Source organism: Actinomyces weissii (genome assembly GCF_016598775.1).
Lineage (GTDB): Bacteria > Actinomycetota > Actinomycetes > Actinomycetales > Actinomycetaceae > Actinomyces > Actinomyces weissii.
The window spans coordinates 1,877,148-1,902,721 of record NZ_CP066802.1 but is presented as its reverse complement, the minus strand read 5'-3'; the positions used below and the strand labels follow the sequence as shown (position 1 = coordinate 1,902,721).

Below are 25,574 nucleotides of genomic sequence, written 5' to 3'. Positions count from 1 at the left end.
GTGTCCAGGGTCTCCCTTGAAGTAGTTGAGTACTCAACTATTATGGGTGCCGTACCAAGTAGGCAGACCGGGGCCCCTGTCGGGGCGCCCCCCTAGGAGAGACATGAGCACCGCCACAGCTTCCAGCAGCCCCCGTGGGCGCAACCGTATGCACTTCGGGATCTTCACCGTCGGGGACATCACCTCCGACCCGGCCACCGGCAAGGCGCCCAGCGAGCACCAGCGCATCAAGAACACCGTGGAGATGGCGATCGCCGCCGAGCAGCTCGGGCTGGACTTCTTCGCCACCGGTGAGCACCACAACCCGCCTTTCGTGCCCTCCAGTCCGGTGGCCCTGCTCGCCAGCGTCGCGGCCCAGACCAAGGACCTGCTGCTGTCCACCGCCACCACCCTCATCACCACCAACGACCCCGTGCGCCTGGCGGAGGAGTACGCCTACCTCCAGCACCTGGCTGACGGCCGGCTGGACCTCATGATGGGGCGGGGCAACACCGGGCCGGTCTACCCCTGGTTCGGCAAGGACATCCGTCAGGGCATCTCCCTGGCCGTCGAGAACTACCAGCTGCTGCGGACCCTGTGGGAGCAGACCAACGTCGACTGGCAGGGCGAGTTCCGTACCCCCCTGACCGACTTCACCTCCATGCCCCGCCCCCTGGACGGCGTGGCCCCCTTCGTCTGGCACGGCTCCATCCGCAGCCCCCAGATCGCTGAGCAGGCCGCCTACTACGGTGACGGCTTCTTCCACAACAACATCTTCTGGCCCGCTGACCACGTGCGCCGCATGGTGGACCTCTACCGCAGCCGCTTCGAGCACTACGGGCACGGGCGCGCCGAGCAGGCCTTCGTGGGGCTGGGTGGCCAGGTGTTCCTGGGGTCCAGCCAGGCTGAAGCCATTGAGCGCTACACCCCCTACTTCCGCAACACCTACGTCTACCAGGGCGCCTCCCTGGAGGAGATGACCGCGAGCACCCCGCTCGCCGTCGGCACTCCCGAGCAGGTGGTGGAGAAGTACCTGGGCTACCGTGAGGTGGTTGGTGACTACCAGCGCCAGGCCTTCCTCATCGACATGGGCGGGGTCCCCCACGCCGAGGTCATGCGCCAGCTGGAGATCCTGGGTACCGAGGTGGTCCCCGCCCTGCGTGCCGAGCTGGAGAGCGGACGCCCCGAGGACGTGCCCGACGCCCCGCTGCACCCCCGTCACCTGGCGACCCTTACCGGCAGCCAGCCCCCAGCCGAAGAGCCCTTCGAGCTGACCAACGAGTTCGACCCCCTGACCGGAAGGAAGGTCCGCCTGTGACGTCCAGCAACAACTCTGAGCCGCGTGTGACCGAGGACGCCTGGCAGCGTTCCCAGGCTGGGCGGCTGGCCCGGATCGTGGCCGTGCACGCAGGCCTGGGCACCCCCTCGACCAGCTCCATGCTCGCCGAGCGTCTGACCGTGGCCACCCGGCAGGCCCTGGAGGAAGGCTCCCGCCTGGCGTCCGTCAAGACCCACGGCCTGCGTCCGCTGGCCGTGGACATCGCGGGCGCCTCCATCGGCGGTGCCCTGAGCCCCGCCCTGGAGGAGGTGGTAGCGGACCTGCGCGACGCCGACGGCGTCATCCTGGTCAGCCCGGTCCTCCAGGCCTCCTACTCGGGCCTGTTCAAGTCCTTCATCGACGTGCTGCCCGAGGGCACCCTCAAGGGGGCCCCGGTGCTGCTGGGGGCCACCGGGGGGACCGCCCGGCACAGCCTGGTCACGGAGACCGCCTTGCGTCCCCTGGTAGCCCACCTGGGTGCCCTGGCCGCACCTAGCGCCGTGTTCGCGGCCTCCGAGGACTTTGGGGCTGCCTGGGAGGACACCAGCTCCCAGACGCATCGTGCTGAGGCGCTGGCCAACCGCATCGAGCGGGCGGGCAAGCAGCTGGCTCAGCTGGTGGGCCAGACCAGCCGCCAGGCGCCAGTTGACGCCCTGAGCGACTTCAAGCCCATGGGGCAGCTCCTGAGTCCGGGCACGGGCAAGGGGGAGCAGCAGGGCTAACCTTTCTGCAGGGTGCCTGCCTGGCCGGTGGGCCCCGCGCCACTTGGCGCCGCCCGGCCCGGCAGGAAGGACAGGATGAGCAGGCACCAGCAGCCCCAGGGTCCGGGACGGGCACCATTACAGGTGCCCGTCCCGGACCCGGTGCGTCGGGCCGCGGCAGGTTCCGTCCAGGCGGCTGCCCTCATGGCGGTGCTGGGCCTGGCGGCCCTGGTGCTGTCATTGAACGGCAGGCTCAACCTGTACCTGCAGCCGCGCTTCCAGCCGCTGGTCCTGGTGTCCGCGCTGGCCCTGGTGGTCCTGTCCCTGTGGACCCTGGTGGACCTGGACCGCCCCGAGGTGCTCCGTGCCCACTCGCCGGTCCGTGCCAGCACCTGGCTGCTGCTGGTGCCCCTGCTCCTGGTGGTGCTGTGCGCACCCAGCCCCCTGGGAGCCGCGCACATGTCCTCCGCGGCGGTAGCGGGCGGACTCACTGACTCCCCAGGAACCGGACGGCAGAGCCTGCGGGTGCGCGTTGCCACGACTACAGGCTCAGGCCCCGACGGCGCTGCCGTCCTCCCGCCGCTGCCCACCGGCACCGTCAACCAGCTGCCCCTGGACGAGCTGGCCGACCGCTACACCCTGGCGGACAAGGCTGACCTGGAGGGCCGCACCGTCTCCGTGCTCGGAGTGGCGCTGCCCGGCCCTACCGGCGGCTGGCACCTGGGCCGCTTCAAGATCTTCTGCTGCGCCGCCGACGCCGTCGCCTACCAGGTGGTGCTGGAGGACCTGCCCCAGGAGCCGCAGACGGACCGCTGGTACCAGGTGACCGGGGTGGTGGACACCAGGTCGGGCACGGTGCTGCCCACCATACGGGTCACCCATCTGGAGCCCGTGCCCCAGCCCCAGGCCCCCTACCTGTGATGGGCCGCCAGCCAGCACCGGGACCCAGCCCGCGGACCCCGGCAACCACGGAGGTCGGCGAGGTGACGCAGGAGGTGGCTCGCCGGGCGGCCGCCGGCCGCTGGCTCCTCCCTGCTGCCGCCACCGGTCTCGTGGCCCTGTGCCTGGGGCTGCAAGGCCGCACCGGCAGGCTGTTGGCTCTCGGGGGAGCGTTCGAGGCCTGGGCGGCCGTAACCGTGGCGATCACCTTGCAGGCGCTGCCCTTCCTGGTGCTAGGGGTGCTCGTGTCGGCGCTGGTTGCGGCCCTGGTGCCCCAGTCCCTGCTGCGTCGGCTCACTCCCCGCGACCAGCGGCTGGCCGTGCCTGCGGCCGCCGCCTGCGGCACCTTGCTGCCAGGCTGCGAGTGCGCCTCGGTGCCCGTGGCCCAGTCCCTGATCCGCCAAGGTCTGCCACCGGCGGCCGCCTACGCCTTCCTGCTGGCCAGTCCCGCCGTGAACCCCGTGGTGCTGGTCTCCACTGCCGTCGCCTTCCCTGGCAACCCGGCCATGGTGTGGGCCCGGCTGCTGGCCTCGCTGCTGGCCGCGGTGCTGGTCGGTTGGGTCTGGATCATCCTGGGGCGGGGGCAGGGCAGCGGGCAGGGGCTGCACCACACGCACGGCGGAGCCAGCCGGGCAGAGGTGTTCCGTGCCGCAGCCGTGCACGACCTGATGGGCGCTGGCGGCTACCTGGCGGCCGGGGCCATGGCGGCGGCCCTGATAAAGGTGGCGGCACCGCGCAGCTGGCTGTCCGTGATGGGGCAGAACCCGGCCGTGGCGGTGCTGGTCCTGGCGGGGCTGGCGGTGCTGCTCAGCCTGTGCTCAGAGGCGGACGCCTTTGTGGCCGCCTCCTTCGTGGGGGTGCACCCGACAGCCCAGCTGGCCTTCCTGGTGGTGGGCCCGATGGTGGACCTCAAGCTGGTGGCCATGCAGTACGGGGCCTGGGGCAGAGGATTCGTGCTGCGTTTCGTGCCCCTGACCCTGGCGGTGGCGGTGGCCTGTGCCAGTGCGGTGGGGGCGCTGCTGCTCTCCTGGCCCTGAGGCGGCTGACCGGCCGCCAGCAGCCCACGCTGACAGGCGTCCTGGCCCGGCAGGCGCGAGGCTGCTCAGTACCTGTGCTGCGCAGAGGGAGTGAGGCCCTCGCCAGGGGGCTGCTGCACCTACAGGTCGGCCGGTGCCCTGGCAGGACGCCGGGACCGTCAGGGGCCTGTGGCTCCGGCTGGCAGCCGGATGCAACAGGCTGCCGGATGCTGTTAGACTCTCCCTGGCGTCAGGACCGTAGCGGCCCGCGTCAGCATCAGCCTCGGACCGGTGGTGTAACCCCGGGATCCCGCTGTGCCGGACCTTCCCCGTGACCTATCCGGACGGTCCCTCCCTACGCCACCGGATCTGCCGGAGCCAAAGCACACTGTAAGGACCCTCGTGACCGAGACCTCCCCCAAAGCCACCACACTGACCGCCATGCGACTGGCTGAGCTCCAGGGCCTCGCCAGCCAGATGGGCCTCAAAGGCACCTCCCGGATGCGCAAGAGCGAGCTGGTTGCCACCATCAAGGCCGCCCGCGCAGGCGATGAGCCCCCGGCCGCAGCCTCCGCGGCCGAGCCGAGCCAGGCGGCTGCCGCTGCGACGGCGGCCCCGGAGGGCGCCCCGGAGCCGGTCGGCGGGCGCGGTCGACGCCGTCGGGCCACAGCGGCCGCCGGTGCTCCCACCGCCGCCCCGCTGCTGGACCTGCCACAGACCCGTACCGAGCCGGAGGCGGGGGAGCGGGACCAGGGGGAGGAGCCGGCTGCCAGCCCGGAGCGCGGCCTGCGCGAGCGGCGCCCGGCGCGCACCGACTGGAACGAGCGGGCGGAACGCCGTAACCGGGGCGAGGAGGCGCAGGGCCGCCAGGAGGGTGCGCGCCGTGGCCGGCGTCGGGCCCAGGCTGAGGGCGGCCAGGAGGGTGGCCCCGAGCACCAGGACGCCAAGGCCGCGCTGATGCGTGACCTGGCCGACGTAACCGGCACCCCCGTGGTCGAGCCCAGTGAGGCGCGCCAGGGCGGCCAGCGGGACGACTGGGAGGAGGAGGGGCGCTCCGGACGCCGCCGCCGCGGACGTCGTCGGGGCCGTGACGAGCGCCAGAACGGGCAGAACCACCAGGACGGCGGCCACCAGGGCCACCAGGACGGCGGCCAGCGCGCCCCCCGGGAGGACGAGGTGCTCCTGCCGGTGGCGGGCATCCTGGACGCCTCCGACTCCAACCACGCCTACCTGCGCACCTCCGGCTACCTGCCCGGTCCCAAGGACGTCTACGTCAGCCAGCAGCAGATCAAGAACTACGGCCTGCGGCCCGGGGACGCCATCACCGGGTGGGTGCGCGAGGGCGGGGAGTCCGAGCAGCCGCACCGGGGCGCCGGACGCCAGGGGCGCCGCAACCGGGCCGCCGGGCGCGTCAAGTACAACCCGCTGGTCAGCGTGGACACGGTCAACGGCATGGACCCGGAGCGGGCCAAGCGCCGCCCGGACTTCACCAAGCTCACGCCCCTGTACCCCCAGGAGCAGCTGCGCCTGGAGACCACGCCTAAGGCCCTGACCCCGCGTGTCATCGACCTGGTCTCCCCGATCGGCAAGGGGCAGCGTGGCCTGATCGTCTCCCCGCCCAAGGCCGGTAAGACCATCGTGCTGCAGCAGATCGCCAACGCCATCGCCATCAACAACCCGGAGGTGCACCTCATGGTGGTGCTCGTGGACGAGCGCCCCGAGGAGGTCACCGACATGCAGCGCACCGTCAAGGGTGAGGTCATCGCCTCCACCTTTGACCGGCCGGCCTCCGACCACACCACCGTGGCCGAGCTGGCTATCGAGCGGGCCAAGCGCCTGGTGGAGCTGGGGCAGGACGTGGTGGTGCTGCTGGACTCCATCACCCGCCTGGGGCGCGCCTACAACCTGGCCGCCCCGGTCAGCGGGCGCATTCTCTCCGGTGGTGTGGACGCCTCCGCCCTGTACCCGCCCAAGCGCTTCTTCGGGGCCGCCCGCAACATTGAGAACGGCGGCTCCCTGACCATCCTGGCCACCGCCCTGGTGGAGACCGGCTCCAAGATGGACGAGGTGATCTTCGAGGAGTTCAAGGGCACCGGCAACATGGAGCTGCGCCTGTCCCGCCAGCTGGCCGAGAAGCGGCTCTTCCCGGCCGTGGACGTGGCGGCCTCCTCCACCCGCCGCGAGGAGTTCCTGATCGACCCGGCCCAGCTCAAGATCATGTGGCGCCTGCGCCGCCTGTTCACCGGGCTGGAGCAGCAGCAGGCCCTGGAGCTGGTGCTGGGCAAGCTCAAGGAGACCGGCTCCAACGCGGAGTTCCTCATGGTCATCTCCAAGACGACGCCGCAGGGCAGCTCCCTGGCCGACGCCGACGACTGAGCCGCGGCGGCCGGGCACAGCCCAGGCCTCAACCGTGCAGCAGGGCCCTCCCGTGAGCGGGAGGGCCCTGGCTTGCTGACGGGGCTGGCGGGTGCGGTCCGGGTGACGGCGTTGCAGAGTGGCTCAGGGGTGCCCCGCACCGGCTCAGGCCGTCGGGTGCGGTCCGGGCGCCTGCCGGGGTGGGGTGGCTGGAGCTGGCCGGGGCGGGCCCGGCCGCGGACCTGCCCCGGGGTGGGGCTCAGGCCTGCTCTGGCTTGACGGGTTTCAGCGCCTTCTCCAGGGCCTGGGTGCGGGCCTCGTTCAGCAGGTGGCCGACCAGCAGGTGCGCGGCGAGCACCACCATTGCCAGCAGCATGATGACCCCGGCCTTCCCAGGATGGTCCTGGTAGAAGATGACCCCAAAGAAGACCAGGAGGGCTGCGCTGGCCAGGACGGCGCCGTGACGGTTGGCGCGTAGGTACTTGTAGAGCATCTGGGTGGTCCTCTCTCGTAGGTCTGGACCGCGGCCGGCAGGGGGAGGGCTGCGGCACTGGCGGGGACATACTACTACTGCTGTGACTGGAGTTACATCAATGGCTTCTGAGGTGCCTGAACTCACCAGTCCGCTCGGGCGGGGCCGTTGTTGGCTGGCGACGAAGCCGATATCCTCTGCTGTTGGTATCCGGTTCACCTGTGCGACCCCGTGCGGGACCCGGTGCCCTCTGAAGCTAGGAGATACCATGAAGCAGGGGATCCACCCCGATTACGTGGCCACTACCGTCACGTGCACCTGCGGCAGCACTTTCGAGACCAAGTCCACGGTCACCTCCGGTGAGATCCGTGTGGACGTCTGCTCCGAGTGCCACCCCTTCTACACCGGCAAGCAGAAGATCCTCGACACCGGTGGTCGCGTGGCCCGCTTCGAGGCCCGCTACGGCAAGCGCACCAAGTAAGCAGCCTGCTCGACGCCGACGGTTGGTCCCCGGACCCCGTCGGCGTCGTCGCGTCCCCACCCCTGTTCGCCGCCCCTCTCGCGAGACCGGGACATATGCACCGCGAGACCGGGACATATGCACCGCGAGACCGGTCAGTCCGGCTAGGCACCCCGGGGACGCGCCCCCCAACAAACTCTTAAGACCCAAGGAGCAGAGCGTGAGCGAGGACTTTGCCGCCGTCGAGCCGGTGCTGGCCGAGCACGCCCAGATCGAGCGGGACATGGCTGACCCGGCCACCGCCGCAGACCCCGCTGCCCTGCGCCGTCTGGGACGCCGCTACGCCGAGCTGGGCCGCGTCGTCGCCGCCTACCGCAGCTGGCAGGCCGCCGCCGCCGACGCCGCCGACGCCCGCGAGCTGGCCGCCGAGGACCCGGACTTCGCCGCCGAGCTGCCTGCCCTGGAGACCGCCGAGACCGCCGCCGCCGAGCACCTGCGCGACGTCCTGATCCCCCGGGACCCCGACGACGCCCGCGACGTCATCATCGAGGTCAAGGCCGGGGAGGGCGGGGAGGAGTCCGCCCTGTTCGCCGCCGACCTGGCCCGCATGTACACCCGCTACGCCGAGCGGCAGGGCTGGGCCGTGGAGGTCATGGACGCCACCGACTCCGACCTAGGCGGATACAAGGACCTGCGCCTGGCCATAAAGGCCCGCACCACCCCCGAGCCCCCCGACGGCGTGTGGGCGCACCTGAAGTACGAGGGCGGCGTCCACCGCGTACAGCGCGTGCCCGTCACCGAGAGCCAGGGCCGTATCCACACCTCCGCCGCCGGGGTGCTGGTCATGCCGGAGGTCGACGATCCCGGCGAGATCGAGATCGACCCCGCTGACCTGCGCGTCGACGTGTTCCGTTCCTCCGGCCCCGGCGGCCAGTCCGTGAACACCACCGACTCCGCCGTGCGCCTGACCCACCTGCCCACCGGCATCGTCGTATCCATGCAGAACGAGAAGTCCCAGCTGCAGAACAAGGAGGCGGCGCTGCGGGTCCTGCGCGCCCGCCTGCTGGCTGAGCGGGCCGCCGCCGCGGAGGCCGAGGCCAGCGCCGCCCGCCGCTCCCAGGTGCGCACCGTGGACCGCTCCGAGCGCATCCGCACCTACAACTTCCCGGAGAACCGGATCGCCGACCACCGCACCGGCTACAAGGCCTACAACCTGGACGCCGTGCTCGACGGCGACCTGGGGCCCGTCATCGCCTCCGCCATCGCCCTGGACGAGGCCGAGCGGCTGGCGGCCTTCGGGGACCAGGGGTGACAGGGAGCCAGGAGAAGGGCTGGGCGGGTGCGCCCCGCGACTGGCCGCAGGCTCTTTTAGGTCTTCGGGACGGGCGCTCGGCCCAGCCGCTTGGCCGCTACGCCTTCCGCCGCCTGGTCCGTGACGCCTCTCGGGCCCTGGCGGAGGCGGGGGTGAGCTCGCCGGAGAGTGACGCCCGCGCCCTGGCCGATCTCGTGGTGGGCAGGCCCCTGGTCATGGTCGACGACGTCGGGGCCGCGGAGGCTACGCGTTTTCTTACGCTTGTTGCACGGCGGGCCGCCCGTGAGCCGCTGCAGCTCATCACCGGACGCATGTGGTTCCGGGGCCTGGAGCTGCGGGCGCGCCCGGGCGTGTTCATCGTGCGGCCGGAGACCGAGGTGGTGGCCGGTGCCGCGATCGATGCTGCGCGAGGGCTCGCCCGGGAGGCGGAGAGCCCGGGGGAGCGCGCCGACGGCGGGGCCGCGCGCCACCTGGCCGCGCGCCACCGGGACGCGGACGGGGCCTCGGTGCGGGCCGCGTCCGGTGCGGTGAGTGGGGAGGCGGCGCTGGTTCCTGGGCCGCTGGTGGTGGACCTGTGCACGGGTTCGGGGGCGATCGCGGCGGCGGTGGCCACAGAGGTGCCGACGGCGCGGGTGGTCGCCGTCGAGATCGACGCTGTGGCTGCTGCCCTGGCGCGGGAGAACTGCGAGCGCCTGGCGCCGGGCCGGGTGGAGGTCGTCCAGGCTGACGCTACCGCCCCCGCCACCCTCGCGGCGCTGGACGGCACCGTGGACGTCGTCGTGTCGAATCCGCCCTACGTGCCCGCCGGGGCGGTGGAGGACCCGGAGACCGCGCGGCACGACCCCGAGCGGGCGCTGTTTGGCGGGGGAGCGGACGGCCTGGCGGTGCCGACGGCGGTGGTCCGCCGCTCTGCTGCTCTCCTGCGCCCCGGCGGGCTGCTGGTCATGGAGCACGACGCCGGGCAGGGGGCGGCCCTGCGCGCCGTCGCCACCGCTGCGGGACTCAGGCAGGTGCGCACCGGCCAGGACCTCACCGGCCGGGGCCGCTACCTGCGGGCACGGCGCTGACTGCCTTGGGGCGGGCCGCTGCCTCAGTCAGGGAGCCAGTGCCTGAGCCAGGGCGGGGGTGCTGCCTCAGTCAGGGAGCCAGCGCCTTAGCCAGAGGTGGGGTGCCGCCTAGGCCTGGGTGCTAGCGCCTTAGCCAGGGGCGGACCGCCGCATCAGTCCGGCGGGGGCCAGTGCCTCAGCCAGGGGCCCGTCGCGCAGGCCCAGGTAGCTGTTCTGTTCAGGAGGTGGGCTGCCGGGACCCCGGCCCAGGCCGCACGGCACCTTCCCGGCACTGCCCCAGCCCGGTACTTGTTCGGTACCTGCCCAGTACGCGCTCAGTACTGGCTCAGGGCCAGCCAGGCCCCTCGCAGCTCCGCCGCGTCCGCCTGCCAGGTGCCGTCGAAGCGACGGCTCCCCACGTGCCTGGCGGCCTCCAGGCCCCCCAGCAGCTCCGCCGCGAAAGGCGCCCCAGCCGCTCGTAGCCACTGCCGGTCCCGCTCCAGGGCGGGCGAGGCCAGCACGGCGGGCCCGGCGTCCAGCACCCGCTGGCACCAGCGGGCCGTGACCTGGCGGACCTCAACCGGGCCGTCCCCCGTCCACCCCGTCTCTGTCAGCGGCTCCTGCGGGCCGTGGGCCTCTGTCAGCGGCTCCTGCGGCCCGTGGTCCCCTGCCAACAGGTCTTCCGCCTTCGGGCTCTCTGGCAGCGGCTTCTCCGGCGGCAGCGCCCCCACCCAGGAGCGGTTCACCACGTCCAGCCCCGGCCACCACACGCCTGACAGGGCTGCGGGCACCGTAATGATCCCGGAGACGACGCTCAGGCCCAGCAGCTCGCCTGCGCGGCTCAGGCACCGCACCCGGGTGCCCCGCGCCGCCCCGAACAGCTCCGTGGCCAGCCCTGCCCCGCGGGCCCGCGCCGCCTCCCGCAGGGCCAGGAACCGGCCCCCGACCTTCAGGCCGCGTCGGTTCCCGCCACTGATCTCCGCCTCCACCACCTCGTAGGGTGCCCGGGCCTGGTCCCAGCCGGTACCGGCCGCCCCCAGGCTCGCCCGCACCTGCGCCCCCGCCCCCAGGCGCCCGTCGTCCCGCGCCGTTGCCCGTGCCAGCAGCAGCCTGTGCCGGGACAGGCGCAGCAGCGGGACGCTCAGCTCCTGCCACACCTTCTCCGCCTCGTAGACGCTCTGCACCTCTGAGCCGTCTCCGGGCCGCAGCCGCGCCACCGACCAGGTGCCCCCGCTGGCGTCGGTGTACACCACCTGCACCCCCGAGAAGCCGGAGGCCGCCAGCACGGGCTCGGCGTACAGTGGCACCAGGCGCAGGGCGCCGACCTCCCGGTAGCTGCCCCGGGCGGAGCCCAACAGGTCGCCCACCGGTGCGCCCGCACCCAGCGCCACCACCTGGTGCAGGTTCAGCAGCGCCGTGGCTAGGGCCTGGGCACGCTGCCGGGCACCGCCCCCGAGCTGCTGCACGAAGGCTGTCAGCGCCCGGTCCGCCGTCACCAGGCTGTGCGCCCGCAGCAGGTGCAGGTCCCGGGCCAGCGCGGCCCGGCTGGTGGCCCCCAGGCGGCTCGTGCCCGTCAGCAGCACCCCGCCCAGGCGCTCCAGGACCTCGGTGGCCACGCGGTGCTGCGCGGCGGTCAGCCGCAGCTCCTGCTCCGCCGCCCCCGCAGGCGAGCCCGTCCCGGCAGCCGCCCCCGCCGTCGTCCCGGCAGCCGTCCCCGCAAGCGAGCCGGCCCCGGCAGCAGTCTCCCCGGCAGCCGTCCCCGCCGCCTGCCCCTCCTCCGCCTCGCTGGGCTCCAGCAGCAGGGCGACGACGGCGCGGTGGGCGCAGCGCGGCGCCAGCAGGCAGTTGCAGCGGACCTGCTCCGGGCTGGTCACCACCTCCACCTCGGCTACCGTCACGGTGGCCTCACCCACCACCGTCACCGTCCCGACCTGCGGCGGCTCCGCCAGGTAGACGTCCACCCGCCTGTGCACCCGAGGGCTCAGGGCGTCCACGATCGCGGCCTGCACCGCCGGGCTGATCCGGGTCACGAGCCCTCCCGGACGACGTCGCCCACCCAGCGGGCCAGGTCCAGGGGAGAGACCGCCGCCACCCGCATCCCGGCCGCCGCCACCTGGACGGCCACCCCCACGTTGTACACCCCGGTGCCAGCGTCGTTCAGGGCGGCGCAGCCCAGCAGGGTCACCCCGCTGGCGTGCAACGCCGCCACCTCCGCCACCAGGGCCGCCGGGGAGCCCATCTCCTCAAAGTCAGAGACCAGCACCACCAGGGTGCGGGACGGCACCCGCACCCGCGAGCGCGCCAGCCGCACCGCCCCGGCGATGTCGGTGCCGCCACCCACCTCCACCTCCAGCAGCAGGGCCAGCGGGTCCGCCACCTGCCCGGTGAAGTCGATGACCTCCGTGTTGAAGGCCAGGAAGTCCACGCTCAGGCACGGCGACTGGGCCAGTACCGCCGCCGTCAGCGCCGAGTAGACCACCGACTCGGACATGGACCCGGATACGTCCACCAGCAGCACCAGGTGCCAGTCGACCTCCTGGGTCTGGGCGGCGTGGAAGACGGGGTGCACCGGCACCACCTGGGCACGCCCGTTCACGCTGGCCACGTGCCGCAGGTTCGCGCGCAGGGTGCGCTCCAGGTCCAGCCGGGAGGTGCGACGCCGGGTGGGGCGGCCCACGGCCAGTCCGGTCAGCGCCGGGCGCAGCCGCACCGTCAGCTCCCGCCCCAGCTCAGCCACCAGGCGCGCCACCAGGGGCCGCAGCCGGGACAGGCGCGCCTCCGGCAGCGCCCCGGTCAGGGACAGGGCCGTGGTCAGCAGATCCACCGAGGGGCGCACGGAATCGGGGTTGAGCCTCTCCAGCACGTCGCCGCGGCCCCGCTCAGCCGCCTGCCCGAAGACCTCCTCGATCTGCCCGTGGCCGAACAGGGCCGTGATCTCCTCCTCCCACTGGCGCACCCCCAGCTGGGAGGGGCCGTTGCCCACGCCCCGTTGGCGGGCGTCCAGGGCGTCCGTGCCCTCCCGCCCGTAGAGCTCGTCCAGGGCGGAGGCCAGGCGTCGCCCGGTGGGGGAGAGGCGCTCGCGGCTGGTGCCCAGCACCAGGCGCCAGCGCTCAGCGGGGCTGAAGGCCAGGTCCGCCAACCCCAGGGCCGCCAGGCGGGCGCGCGCCTGCGTGTCCTGCTGGGCCACGGCCACGGTCTCCTCCGGGGGCAGCACCAGCCTCCCTCCCTGGCTGAGCCCCGGGGCCAGGCCTGCCAGCAGCTGCTCCCGCTGCTCCTGGCTGAGCAGGTCGAAGCCGCCCCGCAAGGCGGGCAGGATGGCGGTGAACTCGGCGTCCGGGAGGGTACCGACCCGCTCCACCAGCGCCAGGGTGGCGGGGGCCGTGTCGAAGCGGGCCCCGCAGGCGGCCAGCAGCCCGGTGAGGCGACGGCGCAGCACCCGGCGGGCCGGTGGGGTGGGAGCGTCCAGCCAGGAGGCCACCAGCCCCGCCACCTCCGCCTCGTCCAGCAGCAGCCCGGTGGCGGCCCCTTGCATCAGGGGGGAGCCCTGCGCCACCAGGGTCCGCAGGGCGGCTGTCAGGGACAGTCCGCAGTCTGTTCCCGCCTGCGTGAAGGTGGCCAGGGCGGTGGCGTCAGCCGGGTCGTCCGAGCCTGCCACGCCCCTGATTTCCCGGACGGCGGCGCTGGTGAACACGGTGGCCTGCGCCTGCGCCGCCTCCCGCAGCGACCCGGCCAGGCACTGGGCCCCCGGGACGTGTGCGCGGGCCACGTCGAGCAGGGCGGCGTGAGCCGTGACCGCCCGGGCGAAGCTCACACTGGCTGACTGCGGGCCCAGCAGGTCAAGGGCCCGTTCCACCGCCGCCGGGCAGGCGCAGGCGGCGGCCTCCCGCAGCAGGGCGACGGCGTCGGGCAGGCTGGTGGCGGGGCGGGCCAGCAGGCTGGTGGTCGCCACCTGCTCGCTGCTCAGCCCCCTGGCCCCAGCCAGGTCGATGCTGGCCTCTGTCGCGGCGCTCCAGGCCAGCTGCCAGGTCTGGCTGAGCGTCTCCGCGCCGCGCGTGGTGGTGGCCTCCTGCAGGTGGCCGTAGACGATGCCGCCCGCCTGCAGCCGGTGCAGCAGCACGGTGCGGCGCAGGGCCAGGCCGCCGCGCGCGGGGAGCAGCACCAGCTCCTTGCTGCCTGCGGTCGGTAGGCGGGCGGCCTGCAGCTCCCCGGCCACGGCCTCCCGCAGCGGTGAGCGCGGTGCCCCGGGGGCGACGGCGCCTTGGCGCCGCCCTACCAGCACCTGCTCCAGGGCCTGGGCCACGGCCCGGCCCCGCCCCAGCACCTCGCCCTGGGCCAGGACGCTGGTGACCGCCTCGATCAGCTCCCGCCGGGAGGGGGCGGCCAGGCCCCGCAGGGTCGCCAGGTCCAGGGCCGTGCGGGCGGTCTCCGTGGCCTCACCGGGTCCGGCCGGGTGCCCCTGTGCGCGCAGGGAGCGGGTCACGGCGGTGATGACCTGGGTGGCCTGCTCCTGCAGCGTCCGTGGGTCCAGGCCGGAGTCGTGCACCAGCTGCTGCCAGCCGGGGTCCCGGATACCGGAGGGGTAGCCGGAGCGGGAGTCCAGCTGGGCGAAGGAGTAGCCCACCAGGGCGGAGCGCACCGGGGAGGCCTGTGGCAGCGTCGCAGCCCGACGGGGCGCCAGCAGGGCGGGCGCGTGGAAGGCCCCGACGACGGCGGCCACCCGGCACCCGGCTGCCAGCTCTTGGGCCAGCACGTCCGTCATCCACGCCTCCCGGGCGCGGGTGCGGGCGTCAGGCTGCCCCTCCTCCAGGCGCAGTGCCCAGCCTTGCGCCAGGGCCGCCACCCGTATCTGCTCGGGGGTGGAGGCCGGGGCGTGGGCCTCCACCAGGCGGTCCCAGCCCTCCTGGAAGTCTGTGGGTTCGCTGCGCGCCCGCGCCGCCAGGGCCAGCCGCCCCCGCGGGTCACCGGCGGGCCCGGAGCCCTCGTCCGGCTGCGCCTCCTGCCCGGCCTGCTTCTCCTGCCCGGCCTGCTTCTCCTGCCCGGCCTGCTTCTTCTGCGGCGGCACGCCTGCCGGCAGGTCCAGGCAGACCACCCGCACGCCGCGCCGTCGCGCCCAGCGCAGGGCCGCCAGCTCGGGGGAGAAGTCCGCGAAGGGGTAGAAGCTCAGCCCGGCGTCGGCCTCGGCGCTCAGGGCCAGGGCCACCGGCGCCGTGGTGGCGGGATGCGTCAGCCACTCCAGCCAGGGAGCCGCCTCCACAGGCAGCTCCACGCCCAGCACCTCCGGGCTGAAGTCCTCCAGCAGCGCGGGCACCGCCACCGCCAAGGCGGGGGAGTGGTGCCGCACCCCGATCAGGAACGGGGCCCGACAGCCCGCCAGGTCCGCGACCGCCGCCTGGGCGTCCGGTCCCGGGGCCGCCTCCCGCTCCACGCTGTTGCCCACCGGGTGCCTGCTCAGTCCGCCAGCACGTCACGCAGCTCCCACAGCTGCTTCCAGGTGCGGCGCCCCTCCGCGGCCCGCCGTTTGACCACCGCGTCCCAGTAGGCCAGCAGCCGGGCCCCGTCCTCGGCGTCGTCCTTGCGCACCGCCCCGAGCAGCTGGCCCGGGATCTGGCGCACGCCGTCGCGGGCGTGCGGGAAGAAGGCCCCGGCCAGGGCGATGGACCCCGAGACCGCCACCGCCTCCGCCGTCGAGAGCACTGTGGTGGGCCGCTCTACCGCCCAGCCCTCCTGGCTCACTCCCGAGCGCAGGTCCCGGAAGGCTGTCACCAGGGTCTCCACCACGACGGCGTCCACGCTCACGGGAGCCCCAGCAGCCTCCAGCACCTGCCGGGTGCGCTCCGTGACCAGGGCGATCTCCGCCTGGGCGTCACGGATCGGCCGGACCGTCTCAAAGCTGAAGCGGCGCTTGAGGGCGGCACTCATCTCCGTGACCCCCCGGTCCCGCAGGTTCGCGGTGGCGATCAGGCAGAAGCCGGGGGCGGCGTGCACCGCGTACTCGCCCAGCTCCGGCACCGCCAGGCGCCGCTCCGACAGCACGGAGACCAGCGCGTCCTGCACCTCCGGCAGGCAGCGGGTGATCTCCTCCACCCGCGCCACCCGGCCCGTGCTCATGGCGGACATGACCGGGGAGGGCACCAGGGCCTCCGCGCTGGGGCCGCGGGCCAGCAGCTGGGCGTAGTTCCAGCCGTAGCGCAGCTGGTCCTCCGTGGTGCCCGCGCTGCCCTGCACCGTCAAGGCGCTGGTGCCGCACACCGCCGCCGCCAGCAGCTCCGAGAGCATGGACTTGGCGGTGCCCGGCTCACCCACCAGCAGCAGGGCCCGCTCCCCGGCCAGGGTGACCACGCAGCGCTCCACCAGGGCCGGGTCCCCCACGAGCTTGCGGCTCACCCGCAGGCGTTTGCTGCCGCACACGAAGGCGACCACCGCTGTGGGGGTCAGGCGCCAGCCCGGGGGGCGGGGGCCAGGCACCTGGGCCAGGCGCTCCAGCTCCTCGGCGTAGCGCAGCTCGGGGGGCGGGACCTGCTGCACGCCGGGAGCGGAGGGGATAGGCATCGGGGCTCCTTTGTTTAATGGGCGGGAGGACGGGCTTGCGCGTGGGGCCGGGAACCGTGGTGCGGACAGGCTATCGGAGCCGTGGGCTGTGCCACAGCAGATAGACTCGGCAGGCTTGCCCCAGTGTCGTGTCACAGAGCAGGAGACCCTGATGAAGTGGATCCCCGCCGGTTCCGGCCACGAGCTGAGCATCCGGGCAGGCCGGATCGTCGCCCGCAGCAGCAAGGGCAGGGTGCTTAAGGCGGTGCCTGCGGCGACCAAGAAGACCCAGACCTGGAAGAATCTGGATTCCGCCCTGTCATTCCTGCACCAGCACGACGTCGAGGCCGGGCAGACCGTGGAGCTCTGGCTCCTGCGCTCGCTGCCGGTGCCGCGCGCCGTCATCGCCGCCGTGTGGCCGGACGAGGCCTGGCGCTCCTGGCTCACCGACCTCGTCGTCGCCACCGCGGACGGCACTCTGGGAGGCTTCCTGCGCGCCGCCGACGAGGCGGGCCTGGGCGTGGTGGACCTGGACGGTGAGACTGCCCGGATCAGTGACGCCACGGTCCTTATCCCTCACCCCGCCACCCTGGCGGACCTGGAGGGACTGCGGGAGTTCGCCGCTGAGCTGGGCATTCAGCAGCGCTTCGACCAGCTCTTCCGGGAGGTGCACCGCCCCGACCCGGCCCAGGCCGACCACACCACCCTGGAGGACTGGTCCGGTGGCACCTTCAAGCAGCTGCGCTTCGCTACGGGCCGCGCCCTGGCCGCAGGCTTCCAGGTCTCCGGCGGCTACGTGGTCTGCCCCGTCCACGAGGACGGCGAGCTGGTGACCGCCCGCTACTGGATCGGGGCGGAGGCCCCGGAGCTGGAGACCGAGACCGGGGACCTGCACTGGGTATGCGCGGACAGGGTCCTGCCGGTGGGACAGGTTGGTCCAGTCGCCTACTCGGAGGGCGTGCGCATGGCCGCCCACGTCTACGCCGGACGCACCGTGGAAAGGGACACAGATGACTGACGACTCGCAGGTGGCTGCTCTTGGGGGCGTGTCCACCACGGCGGCGCCGGAGCTCACCGGGCTGCAGGCCCGCGCCTACACCCACCCCGCCCTCGCCGGGCGCACCGTCGTGCGCCTGGTGCAGGACAACCTGGTGGAGGCAGAAGACCTCTCCCTGAAGACCTTGTTCTTCACCCCAGCCGGGGGTACTAGCGTCGGCTACGTGCGCAGCCGCGCCATCGGCTTCCCCGCCTGGCCCATAGTCAACGACCCGCAGAACGCCCACCACGCCCTGAACCTGGTGGGGGACCTGCGGCGGGTCGCGAAGCAGGCACGGACCAAGCCGGGCAACGCCAAGGACAGCCTGGACCGGCTGGCGAAGACGCTGGGGGACAGCGCCCCCCACTTCCTGCCGACCTTCCTGGAGGAGGCGGCCCGCATCTTCCTGCGCCACGACAACCGTGACTATGCCGCCCAGTTCTTTGGCAAGGCCCGGGAGGCGGAGCGCGTCCACAACCTGGCCGTCGACGAGGAGCGGCACCGCCAGGCGATGCTGGAGTTCGCCCTGGCGGGAGCCCTGAGCGCCAAGGAGCTGAGCGCGGAGTCCAAGGCGCTGCTGGAGCGGCAGGCGCCGGAGCCCGCCCTGGAGAGCTTCCTGCGGCTCAACATCGAGCGGGTCAAGGGCGGCATGCCGCCCTACGGGGGTCTGGCCACGGACCTGCGCCGCCTCGCCCGGGCCGCCAAGGTCCCCCAGCAGGAGGCGCTGACACAGTTCCTGCAGGCGGTTATCGGCTCCCCCGCCCTGGAGAAGGCCCCGGCGGCCTTCTGGAAGAGCTTTAAGTCCCCACTGGTGGCCCTGGTCCGCGAGCAGCCGGAGACCAGGCAGGCCCTGCTCGCCCTGGTCCCCGCCGCCGTCCCCTCTGACGACTGGGTGGGGCTGCTGGAGGACACGGGCGCTGTGGCAGAGCTGCTGGAGGGGCGCTCTGACGCACGCGCCTGGGCAGAGCGCTACACCCGGGCGCTCCAGAACACCGAGGACGCCGCCTACCCCCGTCGGCTCAGTCTCCTGGTCCGGCGCCTACCGGGCCTGGCGGGGCAGAAGGTCCGGCTCCGCAGCCTCCTGAACCGCCTCCAGCCGGAGCTGCTGGACGCCTTGCTGGAGACGGGGGCACGGGTGGTCTTTGACGAGTCCCGCACCTACGGGCGCCTGGACCTGGAGCCCTGGGTGGCGGCGGAGGAGCGGCCCGACCTGGGGTTCCTGGCCGACAGCGAGCACGCCGGTATCGCGGCGCCCGCAGCAGGTGAGATGGCCAAGAAGCACCTGGACCTGCTGCTCGCCCACCCGGGTGCTCGCAGGCTCCTGGGCCAGTGGAACGAGTCGCGGCTGGGGGAGCACCCCACCGCTGTGGAGGTGCACCAGGAGTGCCTCCGCCTGCAACCCCTGTTCTCCCCGCAGGCGCGCGCCGCCTACCCGCGGCAGCTGGCGGAGCTGACCCGGCACCTGGACACCCCCACGCTGCTTGCCGGGGTCCTGCGTGACGGCCTGCTGGTTGAGTACACCTGGCCCGCGCTGGAGACGGCTGCCGCCTCGCTGGGCGGCGAGGTGACCTTGCACGAGTCCTTCCCCGCCGTCGGCGTCGCTGCCGCGGGACGTGTGATCTGGGTGGACGGCCAGGAACGGGTCGCGCAGGCCACCTTCACCCCCCGGCACGCCAGCCATCATGAGGACTGGGACTACCTGCTGGTAGGTGAGGCCACCGCCTGCGCCGCATACATTGAATCCTGGTCCCGGGTCCTGCTGTGGTCCACCAGACCGGGCCTGGAGCGTGATCTGGATCCCTTCTTTCAGGACTCTCGGTCCACCCTGACCCTGCCCGTTCCTGAGGGGCGCCTGGTGGGTGCGCACCTGGTCCGTCCGGGGGACCTGGAGAACCCTTTCCACTACCGTTCCCGGCTGTTCCAGGAGGGGACCCACTACTGGGCGGACGGCAGGGAGGTCCGGGAGGTGGACCCGGACACCGGCACCAAGGGCCGACGGTCACTGCCCGGCCCTCTGGCGGGGCTGGTGGAACCCTACCTGCGGGAGGGCTGGGAGCTGAAGCCCTACAACACCACCTGGTGCCCGACCTACCCGACGACGTCGGCCTCCTGCTTCTCCACCGCGGCCGGACGCCACGTCTGGGTGGCCCTGAGTCGCGACGCCGAGTACCTGTACCTGGACGCCGACGGGCAGGCTACGGTCTCCTCCACTACCAGTCTCCTGAGGGGACGCCTGCAACGGCCTGGCGGAGGCGCCTGGATCGCCAGCTGGGACGGTCTGTGCCGGGAGGAGGACCAGGCGCCCCTGCTACCCGCCGCTGGTGCCGACGGCTGTAAGCACCTGCTGCACCGGCTGCCCTGGGCGGGCTGGCACCAGCTCCAGGTGCGTAACGCCGCCGTGAGCGCCCGCCTGCGGGCCGTCACCCCGGCCCAGGCCGCCATGCTGCTGGCGGTGGTTCCGGCAGCCAAGCACCTGGAGAACAAGAGCGGGGCTGACTCCAGCAGCCAGGAGGACGCCTCCCGGGTCCTGAACTGGAAGGCCCGCCTAGCTGCCAGTCTGCTGTTGCGGAGCAAGGACGCAGACTTGGTGAACGCCGTCATCTGGGCCGCAGCGCGCGTCAAGCGGATCGTCAGCGAGCCCCAGACCTGGCTGCAAGCCACCCCGGAGGCACCGTGCAGCTTCCTGGGGGAGGCCTCCACGAGCCTCATGGGCTGGGCCACCGGCGCCGGGGACAGCACCACTGACCGTGAGGGGACCCTGGACATCGGCAGACGCCTGGCCGGTGCGGAGATCCCCTTGATCTCGGTGAGGTTCAACACCGCCTACCTGTTGACCCACCCCCTGGCCCTGCTCTTCTCCGCCACCCGCCCCCTGGCGCCCCGGAAGGTGGTCCTCCAGGCGGCGGCGGCCTTTGGCGACGTCGTGGACGCGGGCATCTACTCACCCAGCTGCTGCGTCTTTGACGTGCCTGGTCTGGACGTGCCCGAGGCTGCCGGGGTGCCTGCCCGGGTGGTGAGGACAAGAAGAGGGCCCGCCGTCCTGATCGGCAGCAACTTTGTGTTCGCAGCCTGGGCCACGGCAGCCCGCTTCTACTCGCCCTCCGGAGGCGTACCCAGGTTCGTTGACTGGCGCCCCACCAAGGTGGTGATGCGCGGCTGCGGGCTGGAGGCCGGGGTGCTGCTGGAGGCCTTCCGGGTGCTGCTGGAGCAGGGGGCACCCCCGTGGGACCCGCAGAAGGTGACCCGCCTGGCGGAGGGGACCGGCTGGGAGCCAGCCGCCGCCGCCCTGCTGCTGGCGGGACTGCCGGAGCAGTGGGCTAGCTCCGCCAACTTCCTGGGCAAGGATCTGCGGGAGCTGCTGGGGCTGAAGGCCAAGGAGGCCCGTAGCGGCCGCGAGTTCCTGGATGGCCTGGGGCGTGAGACCCTGCTGCGCCTGGTGGAGGCGGGGGCTGCGGACCCGCTGCGCCTGGTGCGTGAGGGACTGGACGTGGAGGCGGTGATAGCCGCCTGGCGGCGTGAGCAGAGCAGGCTCTCCTTGTCCGGGGCGGCCCGCCCCTTCTACCTGCCCGGAGAGCTCCTCTCCGCTGCCGACAGCGCCTTCGCCTGGAACGGGGCGCAGCGCCTGCGGGACCTGGGTGAGGAGCCGGACACCCAGTACCTGGACATCTGGCTCTGGGCGGTCACGCAGGCTCGGCCCGGCAGTGACCTCGCCGCCTGGCTGGCGCAGGTCTACACGGATATGCGCCAGCACGCTGCGAGGAGCAGCCTGGAGCTCATAGACCATGACAGCGGGCTGCGGGCCGTGCTGGGTCTGCCTAAGGTGGACGAGACCACCCCTGAGGGGACGGTGGACACCGTGGCAGGCTGGAGCCTCACCTGGAACGGCTCCAGCAGCGGCGTGGTGTGGAACCCCCGCAAGTCCAGGGACTGGGAGAAGGACCGGCGTATCCTGGCGGCGGTGCCAGGCGGGGAGAGGCTGTTCTCGCTGCTGCGTTACCGCCTGGACGTGCTGGTGGGATCCTATGACGAGATCGCCGCGGACCTGCTGGTGGAGGCTTCCGGGCACCCGAAGGACCCGCTGGCCTCCGCCCCGCAGGTAGTGGCCGAGGTGTCCCGGGTGCTGGGCCTGGAGCAGGACCCAGCCCGCTACTGGCTGCAGCTGCTGGCCCTGAGCGACCCGACGGAAGCGCGCGTGCAGGAGTGGAACGGCTGGACCAGGGCGCAACGGCTGGCCGCCGGCGCTCCGCTGCTGGAGCAGGGCCTGGTGATAGAGGCCAAGCGGGAGCGGGCGGGACGCCGTCTGTTCCTGCCGGGAGGCTGGCTGGAGGCCTCTCGCCCGCATCTGCCCCTGGAAGTGTGGAAGGCTCCCTTCTACGACCTGTCCGACGGGCCCAGGGTGACGCCGAACCTGGGGGTGGTGGTGCCCCTGACCACCATGCGGCGGCTCTTTGAGGATGCTTGGCGGCGCTACCAGGACGGTGACCGGCCCGGCTACACGGAGCTGCGCACCGAGCGCTACCGCAGACGGTAACTGCTGGGCGGGTGCTTGCGCGGGAGCCTGCGCGGGCGCCCACCGAGGACCTGCCTGGGGCGCCGTCGCTGATGACGGGGAGAAGACGGGCGCCGCCCGCCCGCCTCCGGCCGCCGTCATCCCTCGGCGATGGCGCGCAGGGCCTCCAGGTGTGCCTGCCACTGGGTGCGGCCCTCCGCGGTCAAGGACATCCAGGTGCGGGGCCGCTTGCCGACGTAACCCTTCTTGATGCGCACCAGGCCGAGGCTCTCAAGCTGGGAGGCCTGCCGGCTGAGCACCGAGTCGGAGACCTGCAGGGTGTCGCGCAGGGTGGGGAAGTCAATCTCCTCAGCGGAGGCCAGCGCAGCGGCCAGGGAGAAGCGCACCGGGTGCATAAGGGCGTCGTTGAGCCGATGGCGGGGGTGCTGCGTGTGCTGCTCGGCGCTCACTTCCGGGCCTCCCGCCAGGCGCCCCACGTCGTCACCGCGGTGATGGCCCCGATACCGGTGAGGGCGAACCAGAGCTCACCCCTCCACAGGATGGTCATGCCGAGCATGATGAGCAGCCACAGGACGCCCCAGGCCGTCATCACCTGGAGCCACCGTGTGGAGAAGCCCGCCTTGGCCGACCGGTGGAAGGCGCCGAAGGCGATGAGGAGGATAGCCAGCCAGGGCATGGAGACCGCCAGCGGTAGCCACACGAGGCTCTCATCGGTGAGGGCGACCAGGTGCAGGGCGCCGATAAGCATCGAGCACAGGCATCCCAGGGACAGCAGGAAGAGGCTCGGGGCCGCGCTCGCGCGTGAGCGGGTGGAGGCGCCCAGGCGCTCGGCCTGCATGAGGAGGGCTCGGGCCTGTGCGGCGTCGAGCTGCTGGGCTGAGGGGGTGGGTGGCAGGAGGGGGGCCTCCGCTTCCACCTCATTGGCTGTTTCTTCCACCTGACGGGCGCGGTGGGCGGGGACGGCAGCGAGAGAAGCGGTGCAGATCGTGCCTATGAAGGGTATCGCCGGGTCCTTTGTCACGATACCGACGACGATGAAGGCGGCGACGGCGACGATGCTCAGCGCGATAAAGATGCGCCCGGGGGCCTGGAGATAGGTGCTCCGACCTGGGGTCCTGCTGGTGTCCATGGTGTTCTCCTGCGGGTTGGTGTGGCTGGTGCTGGAGGGGCGGTACCCTATGATCTGAATTCTAGCAAGCACTTTCCAGAGTGACAACTACTTGCGTTCTGCGAGGATGGTGGGCTGGTCCTCGTTGGTTGGTGGGTTGGCCTGGCAGGCTGGCTTGGTGGTCCGGCCTGGCGGGACGCCGTTGCGCGTCTGCGGGGCCTGTTGGTGGGGTTCCAGGTGGGCGAGCCCCGGAATCATGCGGATCGACCACGTGGCCGATTCTTGGTGGGTAGCAGTAGGGGCTCTGACCGCTGCCTGCACGCCCGCCGCTGACCGGCCAGGGGTGGGCTCCCGGGCTGACGACGGCGGGGGAGTGCTGGTGCCCCGCCGTCGTAGCTGCAGCTGCGCTGATGACGCGGCGGCAGCGGCTATCGTGACGGTATGAGTCCACTGGCAGGTACCCGGCTCGCCGAGGAGGCGGGAGCCTTCATCCACGGGCTGCGCGCTGACTTTGCGGCGGCAGGGGATCCGGCGCGGGCTGAGCAGCAGCGCCGGTACCTCAAGTCGGAGATGCCCATGTACGGGGTGGGGGTGCCCCAGGTGCGGGCCCTCGCCGTGGCCGCTGCCCGGGCGCACCCGGGGCTGTGGGTGGACGCCGTCACCTGGGAGACGACCTTGCGGCTCCTGTGGGACCAGGCGGAGCACCGTGAGGAGCGCTTCGCGGTGCTGTCGGTTATCCGCGCCCGGCTCTCGACGGCGCACGCCGGTCGGCTGCAGTCCCTGGACCTGTACGAGCGCCTGCTGCGCACCGGCCAGTGGTGGGACCTGGTGGACGAGACCAGCCACGCGGTTGGGCTGGTGCTGCTGGAGCACCCGGAGGCGGGTGGGACCCTGCTTTCCTGGGCGCGCGACCCCGACCTGTGGGTGCGCCGCAGCGCCATCATCTGCCAGCTCCAGCACAAGGACCGCACGGACCTGGACCTGCTCACGGAGGTTATCGAGGCCAACCAGCATGACCGTGAGTTCTTTATCCGCAAGGCTATCGGCTGGGCGCTGCGCGACTACGCCCGCACGGACCCCACCTGGGTGCGGGCCTTCGTCGAGCGCCACCCGGACCTGTCCCCGTTGAGCCGCCGCGAGGCCCTGAAGCACCTGTAAGGACGGCTGCTGTACGACTCCTTTACGGGTCTTGAGCCAGCTTCTGGTCAGCTGGTTGACAAGGGGTGCCTGCAGAGGTTGATAAGGGTAGAGGATGTGGCAGGTTCTTCTAACTACAGGCGCCTGCTCCAGCTCGCTGGGACACCTAGGCTGCCGGGGGACACGAGAGGGTTTGGGAGGAAGTCGTCGTTGACCAGGGTGGCAACCTTCTCGGGCCAGGTCGTCCCCGGAGACGTCACGCGCAGCAGGTAGGCCATAACGGTTAGGGATCCGAAGATCCGTTCGCTCTGACCCTCAGGAAGGCTGGAGAGCGCGTGCTGGGTGCGTAGTGCTGCCGTGGTCGCAGGTATAAAGTGCTTGTTCCACACCCTGCCGTGATGCGCGCAGGTATTGCGCAGGATAGTGAGCTGTTCCAGCCAGCTAGTAAACGGTGAGCTGCTTATAACTCTGCGTCGCTGGCTTATTGATAGCGCGCTAAGGTCAATGACGATGCCGAGACCTTCGGCGATGCTGTGCTGGCCCTGAGGATGCAGTCCTTGGAAAAGGCGTGACAGGTCAGAGAAGTCCAGCACCTCCGCCAGCACCCAGAAAGGGTGCCTGCCACCGTACTCGTCACGGTAGTGCCTGATGGACTCGTTGCAGCCTCTCGCGCGGTCGATTCTCCTGCGAGCAGTCTCTATCCACAATGCGTGGTTGAAGTTGCTGCGGAACCTGTGCGGCTCGTTGTAGGCGAGTGGGTCGTCAGCGCATAAGAGCTCGCCGATGCGGGCTCGCATGGTGATCTCGATCCTCTCCATGCCGTCGTGGATGAGTGTGCGCAGCCTCCGGTCAGCCTCATAGAGTGCAACCACGTCCTTGAAGGCTGTGCCCTCATGGAAGCTGTCGCTTCTTGCTCCCCGCTCATCTCGTGTGCGGGCGGGGTACCAGTACGCCGAGAGCCGGTAGCAGCTCACGTTGGTGAGCCACTGTTGTGCCAGGGCCTCATCAATATCCATGCCGCGGTCTTGAAGCAGCTTGATCTGTTCCTCGATCGTTGTGGCAGGCTTGATTGACCTCTGTTACATCGCCGTTCCCGGGCCGGAAAGAAATCCAGCCCACTCTCGACCGGAGTCGAGGCGGGCTGAACGGTTAGTTGAAGTATAGCACATTAGCTTCCGACGGACGATCCTGGGTGCGGGCCTTCGTCGAGTGGCGCCCGGCCCACCCCCCGCCGCGCTGAGGAAGGCCGGGCGGGCGCGGATCGACGCCAAGCTCAAGGCCCACGGCGCCAGACGCCACACCACCTGAGCCCAGGCCATCGTTGACGCGCTCACCCGCCAGAGGTTCCCGGTCTGTCGGATGCTGTGGACATCGTCCACAGGCCAACGCCTTCACCCGCCAGAGGTTCACAGTCGCTGGCACCGACGCCGTCGGCGTGGTCCTGCCAGACCTGGCGCGCACACCTCCCTCGCCTCCACTTGTGCATTTCGGCGCGAGTGGTGCGGTATTCCGGCACAACTCGCGCCGAAATGCACAAGTCAGTGGGTGGGGCGAGGCCGCTACAAGTGCTTCTGGTGCGCAGGCCACTAAGAGTCCAGGGGGACGGCGCGGGCGCTACGGAAAGCCGCGCCCGCGCCGTCCCGCCCAGCAGCAGCGG

Annotated in this window: 19 protein-coding genes and 1 pseudogene; 13 read left to right on the top strand and 7 right to left on the bottom strand. The window is 72.1% G+C overall.

Annotation, left to right across the window (positions count from 1 at the left end; genetic code table 11):
• Positions 1-103: 103 nt before the first annotated feature.
• The 5 genes from JG540_RS07730 (at position 104) to rho (ending at position 6,329) form a co-directional block, all read left to right on the top strand.
• Positions 104-1,297 (top strand): CE1758 family FMN-dependent luciferase-like monooxygenase, encoded by a 1,194-nt coding sequence (locus tag JG540_RS07730; RefSeq protein ID WP_234042745.1) that lies wholly within the window; start codon positions 104-106, stop codon positions 1,295-1,297.
• Positions 1,294-2,019: a CE1759 family FMN reductase gene (locus JG540_RS07725; RefSeq protein WP_200275113.1), complete on the top strand. Its 726-nt coding sequence runs from the start codon at positions 1,294-1,296 to the stop codon at positions 2,017-2,019. The genes JG540_RS07730 and JG540_RS07725 overlap by 4 nt, the downstream gene beginning before the upstream one ends.
• A 75-nt stretch (positions 2,020-2,094) precedes the next feature.
• On the top strand, positions 2,095-2,919 hold the full coding sequence (locus tag JG540_RS07720; protein WP_200275112.1) for a TIGR03943 family putative permease subunit: 825 nt from the start codon (positions 2,095-2,097) through the stop codon (positions 2,917-2,919).
• A gap of 62 nt (positions 2,920-2,981) precedes the next feature.
• Positions 2,982-3,974, top strand: coding sequence for a permease (locus tag JG540_RS07715; protein ID WP_200275110.1), 993 nt, complete (start codon positions 2,982-2,984; stop codon positions 3,972-3,974).
• A gap of 420 nt (positions 3,975-4,394) precedes the next feature.
• A complete protein-coding gene (gene rho / locus JG540_RS07710) occupies positions 4,395-6,329 on the top strand; it encodes a transcription termination factor Rho (RefSeq protein WP_407648362.1) in 1,935 nt (644 codons plus the stop codon).
• A 238-nt stretch (positions 6,330-6,567) separates the two neighbouring features.
• Here the strand turns inward: rho and JG540_RS07705 are convergent, their stop codons facing one another.
• The gene (locus JG540_RS07705) at positions 6,568-6,801 is read right to left on the bottom strand and encodes a hypothetical protein (protein ID WP_200275107.1); all 234 of its coding nucleotides are present in this window, start codon (positions 6,799-6,801) and stop codon (positions 6,568-6,570) included.
• 247 nt (positions 6,802-7,048) lie between these two features.
• Here JG540_RS07705 and rpmE point away from each other — a divergent pair, with 247 nt between their 5' ends.
• The 3 genes from rpmE (at position 7,049) to JG540_RS07690 (ending at position 9,619) form a co-directional block, all read left to right on the top strand.
• Positions 7,049-7,261, top strand: a complete 213-nt coding sequence (gene rpmE, locus JG540_RS07700) for a 50S ribosomal protein L31 (protein WP_200275106.1) — start codon at positions 7,049-7,051, stop codon at positions 7,259-7,261.
• Positions 7,262-7,460: 199 nt separating this feature from the next.
• On the top strand, positions 7,461-8,552 hold the full coding sequence (gene prfA / locus JG540_RS07695; protein ID WP_200275105.1) for a peptide chain release factor 1: 1,092 nt from the start codon (positions 7,461-7,463) through the stop codon (positions 8,550-8,552).
• Between the two features lie 113 nt (positions 8,553-8,665).
• A complete protein-coding gene (locus JG540_RS07690) occupies positions 8,666-9,619 on the top strand; it encodes a N5-glutamine methyltransferase family protein (RefSeq protein WP_267977963.1) in 954 nt (317 codons plus the stop codon).
• 314 nt (positions 9,620-9,933) lie between these two features.
• On the opposite strand, the gene JG540_RS07685 is transcribed toward JG540_RS07690, so the two are convergent.
• The 3 genes from JG540_RS07685 to JG540_RS07675 are packed head-to-tail and all read right to left on the bottom strand — an operon-like array spanning position 9,934 to position 16,147.
• Complete coding sequence (locus JG540_RS07685) at positions 9,934-11,628, bottom strand: hypothetical protein (RefSeq protein ID WP_200275103.1); 1,695 nt, start codon at positions 11,626-11,628, stop codon at positions 9,934-9,936.
• On the bottom strand, positions 11,625-15,035 hold the full coding sequence (locus JG540_RS07680) for a DUF5682 family protein (protein ID WP_234042743.1): 3,411 nt from the start codon (positions 15,033-15,035) through the stop codon (positions 11,625-11,627). Before JG540_RS07680 ends, JG540_RS07685 begins: the two co-directional genes overlap by 4 nt.
• 11 nt (positions 15,036-15,046) lie before the next feature.
• A complete protein-coding gene (locus tag JG540_RS07675) occupies positions 15,047-16,147 on the bottom strand; it encodes an ATP-binding protein (protein WP_200275102.1) in 1,101 nt (366 codons plus the stop codon).
• A gap of 151 nt (positions 16,148-16,298) precedes the next feature.
• On the opposite strand from JG540_RS07675, the gene JG540_RS07670 reads away from it, so the two are divergent.
• Complete coding sequence (locus JG540_RS07670; protein ID WP_200275101.1) at positions 16,299-17,144, top strand: DUF4132 domain-containing protein; 846 nt, start codon at positions 16,299-16,301, stop codon at positions 17,142-17,144.
• The gene (locus JG540_RS07665) at positions 17,137-21,693 is read left to right on the top strand and encodes a hypothetical protein (protein ID WP_200275100.1); all 4,557 of its coding nucleotides are present in this window, start codon (positions 17,137-17,139) and stop codon (positions 21,691-21,693) included. The genes JG540_RS07670 and JG540_RS07665 overlap by 8 nt, the downstream gene beginning before the upstream one ends.
• A gap of 116 nt (positions 21,694-21,809) precedes the next feature.
• On the opposite strand, the gene JG540_RS07660 is transcribed toward JG540_RS07665, so the two are convergent.
• The gene (locus JG540_RS07660; protein WP_200275099.1) at positions 21,810-22,121 is read right to left on the bottom strand and encodes a transcriptional regulator; all 312 of its coding nucleotides are present in this window, start codon (positions 22,119-22,121) and stop codon (positions 21,810-21,812) included.
• On the bottom strand, positions 22,118-22,801 hold the full coding sequence (locus tag JG540_RS07655) for a hypothetical protein (protein WP_200275097.1): 684 nt from the start codon (positions 22,799-22,801) through the stop codon (positions 22,118-22,120). Before JG540_RS07655 ends, JG540_RS07660 begins: the two co-directional genes overlap by 4 nt.
• 235 nt (positions 22,802-23,036) lie before the next feature.
• Here JG540_RS07655 and JG540_RS07650 point away from each other — a divergent pair, with 235 nt between their 5' ends.
• Together JG540_RS07650 and JG540_RS07645 are read left to right on the top strand one after the other, a co-directional pair.
• Entirely contained in the window at positions 23,037-23,225 is a 189-nt protein-coding gene (locus JG540_RS07650; protein WP_200275095.1) for a hypothetical protein, read from the top strand.
• Positions 23,222-23,938 (top strand): DNA alkylation repair protein, encoded by a 717-nt coding sequence (locus JG540_RS07645; protein WP_200275093.1) that lies wholly within the window; start codon positions 23,222-23,224, stop codon positions 23,936-23,938. Before JG540_RS07650 ends, JG540_RS07645 begins: the two co-directional genes overlap by 4 nt.
• Before the next feature lie 113 nt (positions 23,939-24,051).
• Here the strand turns inward: JG540_RS07645 and JG540_RS07640 are convergent, their stop codons facing one another.
• Complete coding sequence (locus JG540_RS07640; protein WP_200275091.1) at positions 24,052-24,933, bottom strand: Abi family protein; 882 nt, start codon at positions 24,931-24,933, stop codon at positions 24,052-24,054.
• Positions 24,934-25,111: 178 nt separating this feature from the next.
• Here JG540_RS07640 and JG540_RS10405 point away from each other — a divergent pair.
• Positions 25,112-25,376: pseudogene (locus JG540_RS10405) on the top strand (hypothetical protein); the annotation flags it as partial.
• Between the last annotated feature and the right edge of the window lie 198 nt (positions 25,377-25,574).

What these genes read in the sequence shown, in the direction of transcription:
- JG540_RS07640 (WP_200275091.1), bottom strand. Translation starts at nt 24,933, where the DNA reads ATGGATATTGATGAGGCCCTGGCACAACAGTGGCTCACCAACGTGAGC.
- JG540_RS07705 (WP_200275107.1), bottom strand. Translation starts at nt 6,801, where the DNA reads ATGCTCTACAAGTACCTACGCGCCAACCGTCACGGCGCCGTCCTGGCC.
- JG540_RS07720 (WP_200275112.1), top strand. Translation starts at nt 2,095, where the DNA reads ATGAGCAGGCACCAGCAGCCCCAGGGTCCGGGACGGGCACCATTACAG.
- JG540_RS07650 (WP_200275095.1), top strand. Translation starts at nt 23,037, where the DNA reads ATGCGGATCGACCACGTGGCCGATTCTTGGTGGGTAGCAGTAGGGGCT.
- JG540_RS07655 (WP_200275097.1), bottom strand. Translation starts at nt 22,801, where the DNA reads ATGGACACCAGCAGGACCCCAGGTCGGAGCACCTATCTCCAGGCCCCC.
- rpmE (WP_200275106.1), top strand. Translation starts at nt 7,049, where the DNA reads ATGAAGCAGGGGATCCACCCCGATTACGTGGCCACTACCGTCACGTGC.
- JG540_RS07645 (WP_200275093.1), top strand. Translation starts at nt 23,222, where the DNA reads ATGAGTCCACTGGCAGGTACCCGGCTCGCCGAGGAGGCGGGAGCCTTC.
- JG540_RS07665 (WP_200275100.1), top strand. Translation starts at nt 17,137, where the DNA reads ATGACTGACGACTCGCAGGTGGCTGCTCTTGGGGGCGTGTCCACCACG.
- rho (WP_407648362.1), top strand. Translation starts at nt 4,395, where the DNA reads ATGCGACTGGCTGAGCTCCAGGGCCTCGCCAGCCAGATGGGCCTCAAA.
- JG540_RS07675 (WP_200275102.1), bottom strand. Translation starts at nt 16,147, where the DNA reads ATGCCTATCCCCTCCGCTCCCGGCGTGCAGCAGGTCCCGCCCCCCGAG.
- JG540_RS07730 (WP_234042745.1), top strand. Translation starts at nt 104, where the DNA reads ATGAGCACCGCCACAGCTTCCAGCAGCCCCCGTGGGCGCAACCGTATG.
- JG540_RS07670 (WP_200275101.1), top strand. Translation starts at nt 16,299, where the DNA reads ATGAAGTGGATCCCCGCCGGTTCCGGCCACGAGCTGAGCATCCGGGCA.